This is a genomic window from Pseudomonas mosselii, assembly GCF_003205295.1.
GTDB classification, from domain to species: Bacteria; Pseudomonadota; Gammaproteobacteria; order Pseudomonadales; family Pseudomonadaceae; genus Aquipseudomonas; species Aquipseudomonas mosselii_B.
The window spans coordinates 11237-29601 of record NZ_QJRP01000028.1 but is presented as its reverse complement, the minus strand read 5'-3'; the positions used below and the strand labels follow the sequence as shown (position 1 = coordinate 29601).

12 protein-coding genes and 1 pseudogene are annotated in these 18365 nt (G+C 66.6%); 3 read left to right on the top strand and 10 right to left on the bottom strand.

Annotated elements, in window-relative coordinates:
• The 5 genes from DMX06_RS20715 to cpaB are packed head-to-tail and all read right to left on the bottom strand — an operon-like array spanning position 1 to position 5575.
• Complete coding sequence (locus DMX06_RS20715) at positions 1 to 882, bottom strand: type II secretion system F family protein (protein ID WP_110739122.1); 882 nt, start codon at positions 880 to 882, stop codon at positions 1 to 3.
• Positions 879 to 2135 (bottom strand): CpaF family protein, encoded by a 1257-nt coding sequence (locus DMX06_RS20710; protein WP_110739121.1) that lies wholly within the window; start codon positions 2133 to 2135, stop codon positions 879 to 881. Before DMX06_RS20710 ends, DMX06_RS20715 begins: the two co-directional genes overlap by 4 nt.
• On the bottom strand, positions 2132 to 3322 hold the full coding sequence (locus DMX06_RS20705) for a pilus assembly protein (protein WP_110739120.1): 1191 nt from the start codon (positions 3320 to 3322) through the stop codon (positions 2132 to 2134). Before DMX06_RS20705 ends, DMX06_RS20710 begins: the two co-directional genes overlap by 4 nt.
• Positions 3319 to 4608: a type II and III secretion system protein family protein gene (locus DMX06_RS20700; RefSeq protein ID WP_110739119.1), complete on the bottom strand. Its 1290-nt coding sequence runs from the start codon at positions 4606 to 4608 to the stop codon at positions 3319 to 3321. Before DMX06_RS20700 ends, DMX06_RS20705 begins: the two co-directional genes overlap by 4 nt.
• Before the next feature lie 19 nt (positions 4609 to 4627).
• The gene (cpaB, locus tag DMX06_RS20695) at positions 4628 to 5575 is read right to left on the bottom strand and encodes a Flp pilus assembly protein CpaB (RefSeq protein ID WP_110739118.1); all 948 of its coding nucleotides are present in this window, start codon (positions 5573 to 5575) and stop codon (positions 4628 to 4630) included.
• Between the two features lie 289 nt (positions 5576 to 5864).
• On the opposite strand from cpaB, the gene DMX06_RS20690 reads away from it, so the two are divergent.
• Both DMX06_RS20690 and DMX06_RS20685 read left to right on the top strand, forming a co-directional pair.
• Positions 5865 to 6047 carry a Flp family type IVb pilin gene (locus DMX06_RS20690; RefSeq protein WP_062575218.1) on the top strand — a complete coding sequence of 61 codons (183 nt, stop codon included), beginning with the start codon at positions 5865 to 5867 and terminating at the stop codon, positions 6045 to 6047.
• A 47-nt stretch (positions 6048 to 6094) separates the two neighbouring features.
• The gene (locus DMX06_RS20685) at positions 6095 to 6502 is read left to right on the top strand and encodes a response regulator (RefSeq protein ID WP_110739117.1); all 408 of its coding nucleotides are present in this window, start codon (positions 6095 to 6097) and stop codon (positions 6500 to 6502) included.
• Between the two features lie 185 nt (positions 6503 to 6687).
• Here the strand turns inward: DMX06_RS20685 and DMX06_RS20675 are convergent, their stop codons facing one another.
• The 5 genes from DMX06_RS20675 to DMX06_RS20655 all read right to left on the bottom strand — a co-directional run bounded on the left by DMX06_RS20675 (position 6688) and on the right by DMX06_RS20655 (position 14156).
• Entirely contained in the window at positions 6688 to 8358 is a 1671-nt protein-coding gene (locus DMX06_RS20675) for a ShlB/FhaC/HecB family hemolysin secretion/activation protein (RefSeq protein WP_110739116.1), read from the bottom strand.
• 84 nt (positions 8359 to 8442) lie between these two features.
• A complete protein-coding gene (locus tag DMX06_RS20670) occupies positions 8443 to 9993 on the bottom strand; it encodes a collagen-like triple helix repeat-containing protein (RefSeq protein WP_110739115.1) in 1551 nt (516 codons plus the stop codon).
• A gap of 246 nt (positions 9994 to 10239) precedes the next feature.
• Positions 10240 to 11580: an NADP-specific glutamate dehydrogenase gene (gene gdhA / locus DMX06_RS20665; RefSeq protein ID WP_110739114.1), complete on the bottom strand. Its 1341-nt coding sequence runs from the start codon at positions 11578 to 11580 to the stop codon at positions 10240 to 10242.
• A 288-nt stretch (positions 11581 to 11868) separates the two neighbouring features.
• Complete coding sequence (ettA, locus tag DMX06_RS20660; protein ID WP_110739113.1) at positions 11869 to 13536, bottom strand: energy-dependent translational throttle protein EttA; 1668 nt, start codon at positions 13534 to 13536, stop codon at positions 11869 to 11871.
• A 227-nt stretch (positions 13537 to 13763) separates the two neighbouring features.
• Positions 13764 to 14156, bottom strand: a complete 393-nt coding sequence (locus tag DMX06_RS20655) for a hypothetical protein (protein ID WP_110739112.1) — start codon at positions 14154 to 14156, stop codon at positions 13764 to 13766.
• 951 nt (positions 14157 to 15107) lie between these two features.
• Between DMX06_RS20655 and DMX06_RS20650 the strand changes: the two are divergent.
• Positions 15108 to 18239, top strand: a pseudogene (locus DMX06_RS20650) (sensor domain-containing protein); the annotation flags it as partial.
• Between the last annotated feature and the right edge of the window lie 126 nt (positions 18240 to 18365).

Sequence of the window (18365 nt, the reverse complement as noted above, 5' to 3'; positions counted from 1 at the left end):
TCACAGGCTCCTCATCATGCGCCACAGCACCAGGCAGCCGACGGCCTGCAGGGCAAAGGCGAACAGCAGCATCAGTTGCCCGCTGCGGTCGTGCCACATGGCCAACAGATAGGTGGGATTGGCGAACAGGAAGTAGCCGACCATGGCCAACGGCAGCGCGCCGAGGATCCACGCGGTAATGCGCGTTTCGCCGGTCATGGCGCGCAGTTGCCGGTCGCCCTGCTCGTGTTCGCGGATCAGCTTTATCAGGTTCTCCATCAACTCGCTGGCATTGCCGCCATGACGCTGGTTGATGCGCAGGCCCAGGGCGAACATGCGCAGTTCGGCCTGGCCATACAGTTCTGCGAATTCGTTGACCGCATCCTCCAGCGGTACGCCCAGCTGCACGTTGCGCCGCACCCGCAGCATTGCCGAACGCAGTGGCTCGCGGGTGCTGTCGACGCCACCGAGCACCGCCTCGTTCAAGGTGCGACCGGCCTTGAGGCTGCGCACGCTGTAGTCGAGCAGGCCGGGCAGTTGCTGGACGATCTGCTGCAGCCGCCGCCGACAGCGCCAGGTCAGATAGAAGTGACCGAGCAAGGGCAGGCCGAACAACACCATCAACGCTGCCACCCAGCCTGCCAGCAGGCCGGCGAGCAGGGTCAGCACCAGCCAGCCGAGCAACCACGGCCGCGGGGAAAAATCGGCATGGCCCAGCCCCGCCCTTTGCAGCAGCGGGTCAAGCCAGTCGCGCCGGGCATTGGCGCTGCGCACGGCACGGTAGGCCCGGCCCAGACGCTCGAGGATGCGTTCCTCGCCGCGCTTGTACAGGCCCAGGCGCAACAGCAGCAGCGCCATGCCCAGGCACAAGGGCGACAGTGCCAGCAGCAGCGGGCCCATCACAGCACGCCCTCGTGGCGCAGCTTGCTCCCCGCAGGGTTCGGCGCCTCGCGCAGGAAGCCATCGCCGCTGCGCCGGTCCAGGCGGAACAGGGTGTTGGTGACGTACACATCGTCGCGCACGCCAACCACTTCCAGCACCTCGCTGACGCAGCGCCGGCCATCGGCCAGGCGGGTCAGCTGGATCACCACATCCAGCGCCGCGCAGATCATCTGCCGCAGGGTCTTCTCGGCCACCTGCCGGCCCGTCAGGCCGACCAGGGTTTCCAGGCGCAGCAGCGCGTCCTGGGCGGTGTTGGCGTGCACCGTGCTCATCGAGCCGTCGTGGCCGGTGTTCATCGCGGTCATCACGTCGAGCACCTCGGCGCCGCGGATCTCGCCGAGGATGATGCGGTCGGGGCGCATGCGCAGGGCGTTGCGGATCAGCTCGCTGGCCTTGATCTCACCGTGGCCCTCGGCATTCGGCGGGCGGGTCTCCAGGCGCACCACATGCGGGTGGTGCAGCTGCAGTTCGGCCACGTCCTCGATGGTCACCAGGCGCTCCTGGGGCGCGATCATCTGGCTGAGGATATTGAGCAACGTGGTCTTGCCGGTGCCGGTGCCGCCGCTGACCAGGATATTGCAGCGTCGGCCCACGGCGCGTTCGAGGAAGTCGTAGATCGGCTGGTCGATGGCCCGGGTGGCCAGCAGGTCGGCGCTCTTGAGCATGTCCTGGCGGAACTTGCGGATCGACAGGCAAGGCCCGTCCAGGGCCACCGGCGGGATGATCGCGTTGACCCGGCTGCCGTCGGGCATGCGCGCATCGACCATCGGCGACGACTCGTCCAGGCGCCGCCCGAGGGGCGCGAGAATGCGCTGCATCACTCGCTCGACATGGTGCGCGTCGATGAAGCGCAGGTCGGTCTGCTGCAGCAGCCCCGCCCGCTCTACAAACACCCGGTACGGGCCGTTGACCAGGATCTCGGTGACACTCGGGTCGCGCAGCAGCACCTCCAGCGGACCATAACCGGTCAGCTCGTCGACGATCTCTTCGGCCAGACGTTCCATCTCGTAGCGCGACAGGGCCAGGCGCAGGCGTGCTACGTAGTCGCCCACCTGTTCGAGGACGAACTGCGCCAGTACCGGACGCGCCCCTTCGAGCAGGTTGCGGCCGCTGTCCTCGATGGCGTCGATGACATGCCGGTGCAGGGCGCGCTTGAGCACCTGCGGATCGCTGGCCGCATGGCGCGGCCCGCCAAAGGGTTCTTCGTTGCTCATCGGTTGCCCCATAGCCGGTTGAGCCAGGTCTGGCCAGACGGTGCCAGGGTTTCCGAGCGCTGCGCCAGGCGTTCGCCCAGGCCGCGCAGGGCCTGGGTCAGGCCTTCGCGCGGGGCCAGCTCGAACAGACTCAGGCCCTGGTTCTTGGCGTTCAAGCGCACCTCCGGGCTGTAGGGCATGACCTTGAGCAGGGCCAGCCCGTAGCGTTTGGCCAGGGCATCGGCATCCGGCGCCACATGGCGCAGGTAGCGGTCCACCAGCAGGCTGGCGTGCTCGAGCTTGATGCCACGGTCGCGCCACTGTTCGAGCACGTCCAGGTTGCGCCGGCAGTCGAGGATGTTCTGGTCGGTGTAGACGATCAGCTTGTCGCAGTGGCTGACGATGGTGCGCAGGGCCTCGCTGTCGGCCTGGCCGGTGAGGTTCACGACGATGTGCTGGAAGTGTTGGCGCAAGGCGCTGAGCAGCATGTACAGCTCGGCGGCGCTGGACTGTTCCAGGGCCTCGTCGTTGTCGGCGTAGGCAAGGATGCGCAAGCCGCCCTTGTCGCGGGTGAAGGCGCTGTCGATCAGGGTCGCGTCGAGCCGGCGCAGGTGGCGCAGGGCATCGCCGAAATGGAACGAGGCCTCAAGGCCCAGCAGCGCCAGGCTATCGCCCCGGGGCAGGCCGAGGTCGAGCAGCAGGGTCTGCTGGCCGCTGTCCTGCACCACCCGCGCCAGGTGGGTGGTAAGCAGCGCGCCGTCGGCGCCGCGCTGGGTGCCGAAGAGCACGGTCAGGCCGCCCAGGCTGGGATTGCTGGTGGCCGTCGGCAGGCGCTTGCCCAGACGCCGCACCAGCCCGGCCACCTCGCTGGCCCGAGAGCCATAGGCGACGAAGTCGCGGGCGCCGGCGCGCATGGCGTGCAGCACCAGCTGGTTGTCCATGCCGTCGCCGAGGGCGACGATGGCCAGCATCGGCTTGGCTTCGAGCATGCCCTCGATCAACGCGCACTGGCCGATCAGTTGCTCGCGGTCCAGACCGATGAACACCAGGTTGCTGAAGGTCATGTCGACCAGCGCCAGCAGCTCGTCGAGGTTCGGGCTGCTGGCGCCGATCACCTGCCCCAGCGGCGTCAGCGCGCCCTGCAGCCAGTGCAGGTCCTCGTCGGTGCGGGTCAGGGCCAGGTAGGTCTGGTTCAGGCTTTCATTCATTGGGACAACCCGCCACGGCCTTCGAAGTTGCCGTTTTCCATGAAGAACAGGCGTCCCCAGCTGGGGTCGTAGGTGCGCAGCGCCTCGCCCGGCAGCTCCGGCAGGCGCGCATTGGCGGCCAGCGGCTGGACCAGGTGCGGGGTGACGATCATCAGCAGTTCGGTCTCCTCGCGGTTGAGCGCCGACTGGCGAAAGAACGCGCCGATGATCGGCAGGTTGCCCAGCCCCGGCATCTTGTCCACGTTCGATCGCACGTTGCTGCTGATCAGGCCGCTGATGATGAAACTCTCGCCATCGGCCAGGGAGATGCTGGTGTCGGTGCGCCGCACGCTGAGCCCCGGCACCCGGGTGCCGGCGATGACCACCGAATTGTTGAAGTCCAGCTCGCTGACCTCGGGAGCGACCTTCAAAGTGATGCGGTTGCGGCTGACCACCGTGGGGGTCAGCGCCAGGCGCACGCCGAACTCCTTGTACTCGATTGATACGTTGTCACTGCCGCTGCTGGGCACCGGGATGGGGATCTCGCCACCGGCCAGGAAGCTTGCGGTCAGCCCGCTCAGCACGGTGAGGCTGGGGCGCGCCAGGGTGTAGGCGAAGCCGCTGTTCTCCAGGGCGTTGATCATCGCCAGGAAACGGCTGCTGCCACCGCCCCAGACGATATTGAAAACGCTGTTGTCGAGGGGGATGCCGGGCCGTGCGTCGGCGTAGTTGGCCGAGCTCGGCACGCTGGCGGTGCTCGGCACGTAGCCAGGCCGTACCACCGTGTCGGGCACGGTGCCGGGTGAGCCGATCAAGCTGTTGTTCGAGCCCTTGAAGAACAGCCGCGCACCGGCCTCCTTGTACTTGAGGCGGCGCACCTCGACGAAGCGGATGTCGGCCTGCACCTGTACCGGCAGGTCTTCCTGGGCGGAGGGCAGCTGCGCCGTTTCCGTCATGTCGGCGCTGGCCCGGCCCTTGACGAACAACATGGCCCGGTGCGGCTGCGCGGCGCAGTCGGTCCACAGCATCAGGCTCGTGCTGCCCTGCCCCACCGCCGTCAACAGCACGGCGCGCTCGCCGCTGGGCTGCACATCGGCCACCTTGGGCTCGCCCACCGCCGCCCGGGTGATGGCCACCGGCAGGCGCAGCTCCTGCTGCAAACCCTGGTCCATCTCGATCACCGACGGCAACTGGCCAAACGCCGCGCAACCCTTGGCCGCCTGCGCCGTGGGTGCGAGCAGGGCCAGGGCCAGCAGCGCCGGGGCCAGCCATTCGCCTCGTGGAGTAACACGCAAAGAACTACGCATGGATCGCATCCTTGCCGGTTCAGGGAGTCTTGTTGTTGTCGCCGTTCTGCGCACCGCGGATGATCTGCATGGTCGGCGCGCCGGCCACCGCGGCGGCAGCCTGGCTGGCCAGCGGCACCTGGGACAGCTGGCTGAAGCGATAGAGATCGCGGTTGGCGCTCTCCAGTTGCGCACTGGCGGCCTGGCCGGACCAGTAGGCCGCCAGCAATTGTTCATCGGCGCTGCGCACCGCCAGGCGCAAGGTCCCGGCCTGGGCCGCCAGCATCAGCCGGCTTGCCAGGGCCTCGGGCACGGCCAGACCCACGGTGCGGGTGGTGTTGCTGTTCAGCGATTGCTGGTCGCGGCGGGCTTTCTGTTCTTCGGCCGTCTGCGCCGGGCGCCCGTCGTTGGCCAACCCGGTCTGCTGGTCGACGCTGAGCACGCGCAGGGCCGGCAGCACCACCTGGGCGGAAGACTGCGGGTTGTTGTTCTCCTCGCGCAGGAACAGCAGCACATCGACAAAATCGCCAGGGCGCAATTGCCCGGCGGCACCGCTCACATCGTCGATGGCCACGGCCACGGCGCGCTCGTGGGGTCGGATCATCCGCGCCAGCGGGCCACCGGCCTGGAAGCTCGACTCGTCCAGCCAGCTGCCCGCCGCCAGGGGCCGGGTGCTGCGGCGCCCGAGCACCTGGTCGAGTTGCTGGAAGGCGCCGGCCGGCACCACCTGCAGGCGCTCGACCAGCACGTCGTCCTCACCCAGGGGGGTGTTGGCCGGCACCGCCCTGCGCAGCACCACGATGGGCGAACGCGGCGGCTCAGGCGGTGCAGCAGGGACGGGCGCGGCGGGGATCGCCGCTTCGCTTGGGGGTGCCAATGGCGCCGGCGCCGGCTCGGCCGGACGGCTCAGGCGCAGGCCCCAGTATCCGGCGAGCAAGGCCGCGATCAGGAACAGGCCGGCGAGGATCATGGTCAGGCGACTGCTCATCTGCGCTCTCCCCTACGCCCGAAACCAATGATGGCAAAAGGTAACTATTTCGCTATTGGACGGTAGCTGAGCCGCTATCTTTCGCCATTACCTGCACCGCATTTTTAGAGCCATGAAATTGACGCGTCGGCAAAACAAAAACTTAGCACCGCCAATTACAACCAATACTTTTGGATTAATGCTTTCTTACATTTGCAGGTCGCCACGGCTTGGCGATGCTCTGATGGCAAAGGGGTATCACTTATCAAGCCCCGCCGACCGGCGCCCATCGAGCGCAAGGAGTAGTGCCATGCTGCTGCAACAGATCCTCATCCATGTGAAGGCTTTCCTCCAGCGCAAGGACGGCGCCTCCGGTATCGAATACGCGGTGATCGCGGCCATGGTGGCGGTGGTGCTGGCCGGCTTCGTCACGCCGATCTCGACCGAGGTGTCGGCCATCATGACCACCATCAAGACCGCGATCACCCAGTGATCGCGCAGCACCTGCATGACGTGTAGTCCCACTGCCAGGAGCCGACCATGCCGACCTCTTCCTTGCGTCAACAGATCCTGCTGGTGGACGACGAGGAAGAGGCCCTGCTGGAGCTGGCCGAACTGCTGGAGAACGAGGGTTTCTGTTGCCACACCGCCACCTCGGTGCGCGGCGCCCTGCAGCAACTGACCCGCCACCCCGACGTCGCCCTGGTGATCACCGACCTGCGCATGCCCGAGGAGAGCGGCCTGAGCCTGGTGCAGCGTCTGCGCGACCACACCGCGCGCCAGCACCTGCCGGTAATCGTCATGTCCGGACATGCCGACATGGACGATGTCAGCGATCTTCTGCGGCTGCAGGTGCTCGACCTGTTCCGCAAGCCGATCTACCACGCGCGCCTGCTCGAGACGCTGGAGAACCTGTTTCCCAAGCCGTTGATGCAGGCCGTTAAATAGCTGGCGTCCCAATGGGACAACACGTAACCCATTGATTTTGCTTGACCCTGTGGGAGCGGGTTTACCCGCGAACACCGGCGGAGCCGGTGCCATACACCGCGCTGGATTCTTCGCGGGTAAACCCGCTCCCACAGAGATAACAGTTCCCTGCGCGACAGCGCAGCCCGGAAAGGCTGTGTGATCTCCTACAGCTGATAACTGAAACTCAGGTTCAGCCGTGGCCGCCGGTTGAAGCTGTCCAGGGCGATGTCCGACATCGGCTTGGCCACCTCGACCGCGATGTTGTAGTAGCGCATATCGCCAAACCGCAGCCCCAGCGCCGCCGATGACATCTTCGCGTCCCTCACGTCCAGCTCGTTGAACCAGGCCCGCGCCGTGTCGAGCGCCACGTAAGGCTGCACGACCTTGAGCCATCCACCGTCGCGGTGGAAGCTGTAATTGAGTTCGTAGGCCAGCCCCCAGCCCTTGTCACCCGAGCCCTGGTCGCTGGGGTAGCCACGCCCGAAGTTCTGCCCACCGAACACCGCCCGCTCGCTGTCGGGCAGGCTGTCGTTGCTCCAGTAGACGGCCGCCGATGCCACGCCCTGCCAGTTGTCGGTGAAGTTGTCGCTCTGCACCCCCGACAGCCGCAGGCGCAGGAAGTCCAGGTCGTAGTCGGCATTGGTGTTCGCCCCCAGCCGGTCGAGGCCCTGGTAGACGCCGGCACTGAGGATGCGCAGGCGCCGCGCCTCGGCCTTGCGCCAGTCGCCCTCGAAGGACAGCGCGCGAATATCGGTCTCGCTGTCCAGACGCTGCGGGAAACCCACCACCTGGTAGTCGATGCGGTCGTTGACCACATAGAAGCGACCCACCACCTCCAGCCACTCGCTGGGCGAAGCGATCAACGACTGGCTGATGCCCACCGAGTAGCGTTCGTTCTCACGGTGCTGGGTCAGGTCGATGCCGTTGTCCAGGCGGATGCGCGCCTTGGGATCGCTGCGGTAGCGCGAGGCCGACAACAGCAGCTTCGAGCCCTCGGCATCGAGGAACTGGCTGTAGTCGAGGCGGTAGTAATGCTCCTTGTCCTCGCCCGGCGGCACCAGCACGCTGGCGCTCAGTTGCTCGGCAAAACGGGTCTGCGCGTTGCTGCTGGCGCCGAGCAGCGCCTGCAGGTCGTCGCGGCTGCCGTCATTGAGGCTCAGGGTGGTGGTAAACGGTTTGCGCGAGACCTGGGCCAGCAGCCGGGTCGCGCCATCGGTGGTGGCCGGGGGCGGCACCTGGGCCTGGAAGGTCACCCCGGGGATGCGCCCGGCCAGGCTGGTATAGCGCTCGAAGCTCTCGCGGGTCAGCGGACGCTCGGCCTTGAGGCGCTCCATCAGCTGGTCCAGGTAAGCCCGCGCCGCACCGATATCGCCCTCGACCTGATAGTCGTGGATATAGCCTTCCACCAGCACTACCCGCACCCGACCCTCGACGAAGTCCTGGGGCGGCAGGTAGGCGTACGACAGCAGGTAGCCATCCTGCTGGTAGCGCTGGGTGAGGCGGCGGGTGACCTCGATCAGTTCGGCGAGGGTCACCTCGCGGCCGATCAGCGGCTGGTAGTGCTCGCGCAGGTCGCTCAGGGGGTAGACGGTACCGCCCTCAAAGCGCACCTTGCGCACCGCCACCCGCGTGCTCATCAGCAGCGGCGATTGGCGTGCGCTGTCCACGCTGGGTACGCGCAGGCCGGCGGGGCCGGGGCGATAGGCGTCCACCGGCAGGTTCGGCGTGGGCAGGCGGCGCTCGGTCTCGTTGCTGTTGAGGAAACTCGGCAAGGGCTCGGCCCGCGCCAGAGTGGCCACGGACAGCGCCAGCATCGTCACCAGCCATCGGCGCATTCGGACACTCCATGATCCACGGGTGGCAGGGTGACCGACCGGCGCACCGGTCGGTCTCACTCACCTTGAGCGTAGCCCGTCGCGTCAGCGCTGCCCGCCTGCCAGGGCGCCTGTCACGCCGCTCAACGCACCGCCAAGGCCGCTGCCCTGTATGCCATTGGCGTTGACCAGGGTACCGGCCTGGCCGACCGTTGCGCCCACAGCCGTCACCGTCGCGCCCACCTGGCTGACCGTCGGGTTGGCCGTGGCACCGGTCAATTGCGCGCCGACGGTACCCTCCGCGCCACCGACCTGGTTCAGCAACCCGGCCACAGGCGCCCCCGCCCCCGTACTGGCGCCGACCTGCTGGGTCACGCTGGACACACCGGCGACCACCGGATTGAGCCCGCTGCCCACCTGCTGGGTGAGTGCCGCGGCAGGAGTACCTGCCGCCGTGTTGGTCACGCCGTTGCCGCCGAGCACTGGGCCCAGGCTGGCGACGCTGTTGCCCGCCTGCACCATGCTGCCGCCGATACCGCCAACCGTCGGGCTGCCAATACTCGCGGCCAAGCCACTACCGGCACCTGCCACCACGCCACCAGCGGTTTCCAGCAGCCCGGTGCGCGCGCCGCCAGTGGCCGGCGCCAGCCCGCTGGCGGTGCTCACGGTGGTGCCGGTATTGGTGACCGCCTGCCCGAGCGTGGTGCCCAGTGGATTACCCGAGCCAGCCAGTTGCTGGCCGGCCTGGTTCAGGACCGTGCCGGTTTGATTCAACGTCTGGTTGAGCGGGCCGGCGAGCCCGGTCTGCCGGGTGACGTTGGCCGTTGTGTTTTCCACCAGCGAGACCACCGGCACCAGGGCATCGCTCGCGCCTTGGGTCGCACCGGCCAGCGGGCCGCTGGTGCCGACCGGCGAGAGCGTGTTGCCAAGCATGGTCACCGCCTGGCCGACCCGGGCGACGCCCTGCCCGGCCCCGGCGACCAGCTGGTTGACCACCGCTACCTGCTCGACCGGCCCGTTGCTGGCCAGTCCGGTCACGCCCTGGCCAAGGCCCGAGACACCCGTGCCCAGGTCGCCGGTGGCCGCGCCGACAACACCTACCGTGGTACCCACGGCATTGTTGCCGGTGCCCAGTTGCCCCAGGCCGTCGCTCAGGCCACTGCCGACACTGTCCACCGCGTTGCCGGCGGACGACACCAGCGCACCCACGCCGCCGGTCAACGAGGTGTCGCCGGCGATGGGCAGCGAGCCGATCACCTGGCCGAGAGTGCTCACGCCGTCACCGACACCGGAGACGGTGTTGCCCAGTTGATCGACCACCTGGCCGGTGACCAGGGCGGTAGGCGTGGTGCCACCGCCCGTGCCGCCATCGCCGCCGCCGGGCGTGGTGCCGCCGCCGGAGCCGCCGCTGCCCTCACCCGTGCCTGCGCTGCCATCGCCCGGGGTGCTGCCACCACCGGTGCCCGTGCCACCGCCACCGGCCCCGCCGCCCGAGTCTCCAGCACCCGCACCTGTGCCTGCGCCCGTACCGCCGTCAGCCGAGGAACCATCGACCTCGCTGTGATGCCCACCTCCGCCACTGCTGCAACCGGTGAGGCCCAGGGACATGATCATCGTCAGCGCCGTTGCGGCCTTGATCCACGCTTGAGTGTTCATGGGAAGACTCCCGCTGCTGGTTGTTGTACTTACAACCAGCAGTGAAAGCCGAGGAGGTAGAAACAGGTAGTTCACAACTTGGTGTTAGTACCTGTGGAAGAGAGCGGCGGGCGCTGCGCAAACCTATGAAATCAAGCTGATTTCATCCAGTAGACGAAGCCTGGTGACGCAAGTATTAGTACTAAGTTATTAGCACAAGCGACTGCGGAGCGGTCTTGCCAAGACTTCAGCCCCCATGACCTCGAATCAAACCACGCCCTGCGCCAACATCGCATCAGCGACCTTGACGAAGCCGGCAATGTTGGCGCCCTTGACGTAGTTGATGCTGCCATCGGCCTCTTCGCCGTAGTGCACACACGCATGGTGAATCGACTGCATGATGTGGTGCAGCTTGCTGTCCACCTCGCCCGCGGTCCACAACAGGCGCATGGCGTTCTGCGACATCTCCAGGCCCGATACGGCCACGCCGCCGGCATTGGAAGCCTTGCCCGGCGCATAGAGGATGCCGGCCTCGATGAAGATATCCACAGCCTCCAGTGTGGTCGGCATGTTGGCGCCCTCGGCCACGCAGATGCAGCCGTTGCGCAGCAGGGTACGGGCGTCCTCGGCGTTCAGTTCGTTCTGGGTCGCGCACGGCAGGGCGATGTCGCACGGTAGGCTCCACGGCGTCTGGCCCTTGCGGAACTCCAGGCCGAACGGCCCGGCCAGCTCGCTGAGGCGGCCGCGCTTGACGTTCTTCAGCTCCATCAGCGCGTCCCATTGCGCGTCGCTCAGGCCGGCTTCGCAGAACAGGGTGCCTTCGGAGTCGGACAGCGAGATCACCTTGCCGCCCAGGTCCATGACCTTGCGCGCGGCGTACTGGGCGACGTTGCCCGAGCCTGAGATCGCCACGCGGCGACCGTCGATACGCTTGTCCTGGCGCTTGAGCATCTCTTCGGCGAAGTACACGCAGCCGTAGCCGGTGGCCTCCGGGCGGATCAGGCTGCCGCCGTAGGTCATGCCCTTGCCGGTCAGCACCGAGGTGAACTGGTTGGCCAGGCGCTTGTACTGACCGAACAGGAAGCCGATCTCGCGGGCGCCGACACCGATGTCACCGGCCGGCACGTCGAGGTCGGCGCCGATGTGACGGTACAGCTCGCTCATGAATGCCTGGCAGAAGCGCATCACTTCGGCGTCGCTCTTGCCCTTCGGATCGAAGTCCGAACCGCCCTTGCCACCGCCCATGGGCAGCGAAGTCAGCGAGTTCTTGAACACCTGCTCAAAGGCCAGGAACTTGAGCACGCCCAGGTTCACCGACGGGTGGAAGCGCAGGCCGCCCTTGTACGGGCCGATGGCGCTGCTCATCTGGATGCGGTAGCCGCGGTTGACCTGGACCTTGCCCTGGTCATCGACCCACGACACGCGAAACAGCACGGCGCGCTCGGGCTCGACCATACGCTCGAGGATGCCGGCTTCAAGGTAGTGGGGGTTCTGCTCGAGGAAGGGCCACAAGCTGCGCAGCACCTCCTCCACGGCCTGATGGAACTCGGGCTGGCCCGGGTCGCGCTGCTGCAACCGGGCCAGGAAATCGTCGACGGATTCGATCATGGTAGACATCTCACCAAGAGGGATTGTTTTTGGTTTTTTCAGGAATGTACCAAGAACCAATCGCACTGGAACAGGGCGAAATGTCGTTTTTATGAAATTATTTGGTGCGTTTTCTATAACTGTATACAAGTTTTCTGGCGTGCTCGTAAGAGAGAACTTGCTCCTCGACATCCTGCAACGCAGCAATCGCGGGGCAATCCCGCTCCCCCGCAGCGCTTCAAATCGCCTGAACGTCGGGCACAAAAATGGGGCCCCGAGGGGCCCCATTGCTGTGCAGCGCAAGCCGGCTTACTGGGCCAGTTTCTTGTGACGCACACGATGCGGCTGGGCAGCGGCGTCGCCCAGGCGCTTCTTGCGGTCGGCTTCGTACTCGGTGTAGTTGCCTTCGAAGAACACCACGCTCGAGTCGTCCTCGTACGCCAGGATGTGAGTGGCCACACGGTCCAGGAACCAACGGTCGTGGGAAATCACGATGGCGGCGCCCGGGAAGTCCAGCAGGGCTTCTTCCAGCGAACGCAGGGTTTCGACGTCGAGGTCGTTGGACGGTTCGTCGAGCAGCAGGACGTTGCCGCCCTCCTTCAGGGTCAGGGCCAGGTGCAGGCGGCCACGCTCACCACCGGAGAGGTCCTTGACGAACTTCTGCTGGTCGCCGCCCTTGAAGTTGAAGCGGCCAACGTAGGTGCGCGACGGGATCTCGTAGCTGCCGATGCGGATCTGGTCGGAACCGTCGGAGATCTGCTGGAACACGGTCTTGCTGCCGTCCAGGTCCTCGCGGCTCTGGTCGACGCAGGCCAGCTGCACGGTTTCACCGATCTCGATGCTGCCCGAGTCCGGTTGCTCCTTGCCCATCAGCATGCGGAACAGGGTCGATTTACCCGCGCCGTTGCCGCCGATCACGCCGACGATGGCGCCCTTGGGCATGGCGAACGACAGGTTGTCGATCAGCACGCGATCGCCGTAGCCCTTGGTGACGTTCTTGAACTCGATGACCTTGTCGCCCAGGCGCGGACCGGCCGGGATGTAGATCTCGTTGGTCTCGCTGCGCTTCTGGAATTCCTGCGACTGCATCTCTTCGAAGCGCTGCAGACGTGCCTTGGACTTGGACTGGCGGGCCTTGGCGCCTTTGCGCACCCACTCCAGTTCCTCTTTCATGGCCTTTTCGTGGGCGCTCTGCTGCTTGGATTCCTGGGCCAGGCGATCCGACTTGGCCTCCAGCCAGCCCGAGTAGTTGCCTTCGTACGGGATGCCGGCGCCGCGGTCCAGTTCGAGAATCCAGCCGGCGACGTTGTCGAGGAAGTAACGGTCGTGGGTGATCGCCACCACGGTGCCGGGGAAGTCGTGGAGGAAACGCTCAAGCCAGGCCACCGAGTCGGCGTCCAGGTGGTTGGTCGGTTCGTCCAGCAGCAGCATGTCGGGAGCCGACAGCAGCAGCCGGCACAGGGCCACGCGGCGCTTCTCGCCACCGGACAGGTGCTCGATCTTCGCGTCCCAGGCCGGCAGGCGCAGGGCGTCGGCGGCGACGTCCAGCTGACGCTCCAGGTTGTGACCGTCGGCGGCCTGCAGGATGGCTTCGAGCTTGGCCTGCTCGGCGGCCAGCTTGTCGAAGTCGGCGTCCGGGTCGGCGTAGGCGGCGTAGACCTCGTCCAGGCGTGCCTGGGCGTCCTTGATCACGCTGACCGCTTCCTCGACCACTTCACGCACAGTCTTGGTCGGGTCCAGCTGCGGCTCCTGGGGCAGGTAGCCGACGTTGATGTCGGGCATCGGACGGGCTTCGCCGTCGAATTCCTTGTCGACGCCCGCCATGATCCGCAGCAGGGTCGATTTACCCGCGCCGTTCAGGCCCAGCACGCCGATCTTGGCGCCGGGGAAGAACGACAGGGAAATGTTCTTGAGAATTTCCCGCTTCGGCGGCACGACCTTGCTCAGCCGATGCATGGTGTAGACGTATTGAGCCAAAACCAAGCCCTCTATCAGATAGGTAAAGACACGCGCCCCGGCATTGGCCAGGGTGATGTAGTTACGGGGTGTCGTTGAACAAAGTGGGCCATTCTACGCCAAGTCGCGGCGTTGCACAGATGGGGTAGATGGCGGGGCCGCTCGGCGGCTATCGCGGGCCAGGCCCGCTCCCACGCCAGCGCAAGTTTTCGTGGGAGCGGGCCCTACCCGCGAGAGGGTGAGCAGGCTCAGACGTGAGCTTGCCTTACCTTGCCACGCGGCAGGCGGCAACGGTCCGACTGCTCGGCCAGACGCGCGGCCCAGGCCGCCTTGACACTGAAACCGCCGCTGCGAGCGGGTTTTTCAGCAGCCTTGGCGGCCGGCTTGCTCGCGACCTTGGCGGGCGCGGCAGCAGGCTTGGCAGGCGCCGGGGCGACGGGCTCGACCGCAGGCTTGGCCTGCTTGCGCAGTTCGGCCAGCGACGGCGTCTTGCTGGCACTGGCGGCAGCCGTGTCCGGCTTGGCCAGCGAACGCTGGCAGGTCTTGCAGGATACGTCCTCGGCCACGGCAGTGCTGACCAGGGTCTGACTGCTACGCCCACAGGCGGAATCGAGGCCGTTGGAGGAATAGTGGGTAACCAAAACCGTACATCTCCGTTGCGTTGACTATGAAGCGGGCGGCATTCTCGCACAGGTTGCAGGGGCTTGCCGAACCGACATGACCGGCTGTTGAGCAGACCGCGGACGCACGGACTGGCACTTTGCCATATTTGCGGGCATGCTAGTCGGCTTCTCGCGTGCGCCTTATAGTGCGCCCAGCGACCACGGCACGCGCCGTGCATGCTGCGAGGATGCAACCCCTGCCATCGCCAGCCAAATCGCAGGACCCAACGCTTGACCAATCTCACGCAACCGTCATCCCTGCGGCCTGCCGACACCTCGGCCGGCACACACCTGCGTGGCTCGCTCAAGGGGGCTCTGGCCCTGCTCGCCCTGGTTTTGCTGGGGTTGCTGTTGTGGCAACTGTTCGCCCAGTTCCGCCACACCCAGGCCGACCTGCGCCAACAGAGCCTGGCGACCAGCGCCGAGCTGGCCGATCACCTGAGCCTGAACATGGCGCTCAAGGCCCAGCAATCGCTGAACCTGGTCCAGCCTTACGTCAAACCACCGGCGCCCGCCGCCCTGCCGAGCCTGCTCACCACCTTGCAGGCGCGCCTGCCGGCCTTGCGCGACCTGGCCTGGCTGGACGCCGCCGGGCAGGTGCGCAGCGACAGCCTCGACGGCACTCCGGACCGTCAGCTGATTGACGACCTCCTGCAACTGAACCAGGGCCGCGCCTTCTTCTATGGCAACGGCGCCGACAACCAGCGGGTATACCTGCTGCTGCGCCAGCCGACCGAGCAGGACCGCGGCTACTGGCTGCTGCGCCTGAGCCCGGACTACTACCAGGAGCTGACCCGCCACCTGGACGGCCCCACCCACCCCCTGTGGCTGCTGGAAAACAGCCGCAGCGGCGAGGTCATCGAGCACCACGGCCACCGCCAGACCAGCGATGAACCGCTACAGAGCGTGATGCTCGCGTTCATCGACAACAGCACCTGGCAACTGCGTGGCCTGTTCGACGCCGGCCTTGCCCGCGACAAACTGCTGCCGGCGCTGATCGGCAAGTGTGTGCTGGTGCTGTTCTGCGCCCTGCTGCCGGTGCTGGCGCTGATCAACATGCGCCGGCGCCAGCGCGCCCTGCAGGAAGATCGCCGACGCTACCAGGAAATCTTCGAGGGCACCGGCGTGGCCCTCTGCGTGCTCGACCTCTCCAGCCTGCCCGGCCAGCTCGACCGCTATCACCTGCGCAACCGTGCCGCGCTCAAACAGAGCCTGGCACTGGACACCAGGCTGCGCCGCACACTGCTGGCGGAGCTGAAGATCACCGAGATCAACCAGGTGGCCCGCCAGTTGCTCAACGTCGACTGCCACGAAGGCGCCTGGCAGCGCCTGATCGAGGGCAGCGGCGACAGCCGCGACAGTGTCGGCATGCAGTTGCTCGACGCGCTGATCGAAGAGCGCCAGCAGCTTGAGCTGGAAGTGCGCCTGCCCGCCCCGCTGGGCGGCGAGCTGCACCTGTGGCTGATGGCCCGGCTGCCCCAGCAGCGCCGCGACTACCAGGCGGTGATCCTGAGCATCAGCGACATCACCAGCCGCAAGCAGGTGGAGCTGTCGCTGCTCGAACGCGAAGGTTTCTGGTCGGATGTGGTGCGCACCGTACCCGACCAGCTCTACGTGCAGGACGTCAACAGCCAGCGGATGATCTTCAGCAACCGCCACCTCGGCCAGACCCTGGGCTACGACCGCGTGGAGCTGGCGCAGATGGGCGACCGCTTCTGGGAGATGCTCCTGCACCCCGGCGACGCCGCGCACTACCGCGCCCTGCGCCAGCAGCAGCGTGACACCGGTTACGGCCAGTCGTTGCACTGCCAGCTGCGTTTCCGCCACCGCGACGGCGGCTGGCGCTGCTACGACATTCGCGAACAGGTGCTGACCCGCGACAGCGAGGGCCTGGTCACCCGCATCATCGGCGTGGGCAAGGATGTCACCGTGCAGATCGAGGCCAGCGAGTCCCTGCGCGACAGCGAGCAGCGCTACCGCATGCTCGCCGAGAGCATCAGCGATGTGATCTTCTCCACCGACAGCCAGTTGCAGCTCAACTACGTCAGCCCGTCAGTCCAGGCGGTACTGGGCTACCAGGCCGATTGGATCTTCGCCAACGGCTGGCAGTCGATCGTCGCCAACCCCACCCAGCTAAGCGGCGTCTACAGCCTGCTCGAACGGGTCAGCAAAGTGCTGGGCGACAGCGAACAACTGGCCCAGTTGCGCAGCACCCTGCCCACCCAGCTGTTCCTGTTCGACTGCCTGCGCGCCGATGGCCGCAAGATCCCCATCGAGCTGCGCCTGGTGCTGGTGTGGGACGAACACGAGCGCTTCGAGGGCGTGCTCGGCGTGGGGCGCGACATCAGCCAGCAGCGCCGGGCCGAAAAAGACCTGCGCATGGCCGCGACGGTGTTCGAACACTCCACCTCGGCGATCCTCATCACCGACCCGGCCGGCTATATCGTCCAGGCCAACGAGGCCTTCAGCCGGGTCAGCGGCTACGCCGTGGCCGAGGTGCTCGACCAACTGCCCGGCATGCTCACCGTCGAACAGCAGCAGAGCGCCCAGCTGGGCTACGTGCTCAAGCAGCTGAGCCAGCGCGGCACCTGGGAAGGCGAGGTCTGGCTCAAGCGGCGCAACGGCGAGCACTACCCGGCGTGGGTGGGCATCACCGCGGTGCTCGACGACGAGGGCGACCTGGCCAGCTACGTGTGCTTCTTCACCGACATCAGCGAGCGCAAGGCCAGCGAACAGCGCATCCACCGCCTTGCCTACTACGACGCCCTGACCCACCTGCCCAACCGCACGCTGTTCCAGGACCGCCTGTACACCGCCCTGCAGCAGGCCGAACGGCAGAAGGCCTGGGTGGTGCTGATGTTCCTTGACCTCGACCGCTTCAAGCCGATCAACGACTCCCTCGGCCACGCCGCGGGTGATCGCATGCTCAAGGACATGGCCGAACGCCTGCTGGCCTGCGTCGATGACGACGACACCGTGGCGCGCATGGGCGGCGACGAGTTCACCCTGCTGCTGCAACCCAAGGCCAGTCGCGAGCAGGCGCTCAACCGGGCCATCCATGTCGCCGAGAACATCCTCGACGGGCTGGTCACGCCGTTCGTCCTGGAAAACCGCGAGTTCTTCGTCACCGCCAGTATCGGCATTGCCCTGAGCCCGCAGGACGGCAGCGAGCTCAGCCAACTGATGAAGAACGCCGACACGGCGATGTATCACGCCAAGGAACGCGGCAAGAACAACTTCCAGTTCTACCAGACGGACATGAACGCCAGCGCCCTGGAGCGCCTGGAGCTGGAGAGCGACCTGCGCCACGCCCTGGAGCAGAACGAGTTCATCCTCTACTACCAGCCGCAGTTCAGCGGAGACGGCAAGCGCCTGACCGGCGCCGAGGCGCTGCTGCGCTGGCGCCACCCGACCCGCGGCCTGGTGCCGCCGGGCGACTTCATCCCGGTGATCGAAGAGCTGGGCCTGGTGGTCGACGTTGGCGACTGGGTGCTGCGCGAGGCCTGCCGTCAGCTCAAGGCCTGGCACAAGGAAAAGGTACGGGTGCCGAAGGTGTCGGTGAACATTTCCGCCCGGCAGTTCTCCGACGGCCAGCTGGGCACGCGCATCGCCACCATTCTCGAGGAAACCGGGCTGCCCCCGGCCTGCCTGGAGCTGGAGCTGACCGAGAGCATCCTGATGCGCGAGGTCAACGAGGCCATGCAGATCCTCGACAGCCTGAAGAACCTCGGCCTGAGCATCGCGGTCGACGACTTCGGCACCGGCTACTCGTCGCTCAACTACCTCAAGCAGTTCCCCATCGATGTGCTCAAGATCGACCGCACCTTCGTCGACGGCCTGCCCGAGGGCGAACAGGACGCGCAGATCGCCCGGGCGATCATCGCCATGGCCCACAGCCTCAACCTGGCGGTGATCGCCGAGGGCGTGGAAACCCACGAGCAGCTCGAATTCCTGCGCGAGCACGGCTGCGACGAGGTCCAGGGCTACCTGTTCGGCCGGCCGATGCCGGCCAACCAGTTCGAGGCGCAGTTCAGCAACGAGACGTTGTTCATGTTTCAGTGACGGCGGTGACACGAGACAGTTTCTGTGGGAGCGGCCTTGCGTCGCGAAAGGGCCGCAAAGCGGCCCCGGCGATCTTTGCGTTAACACTGAGCTCCTGGGGCTGCTGCGCAGCCCTTTCGCGACGCA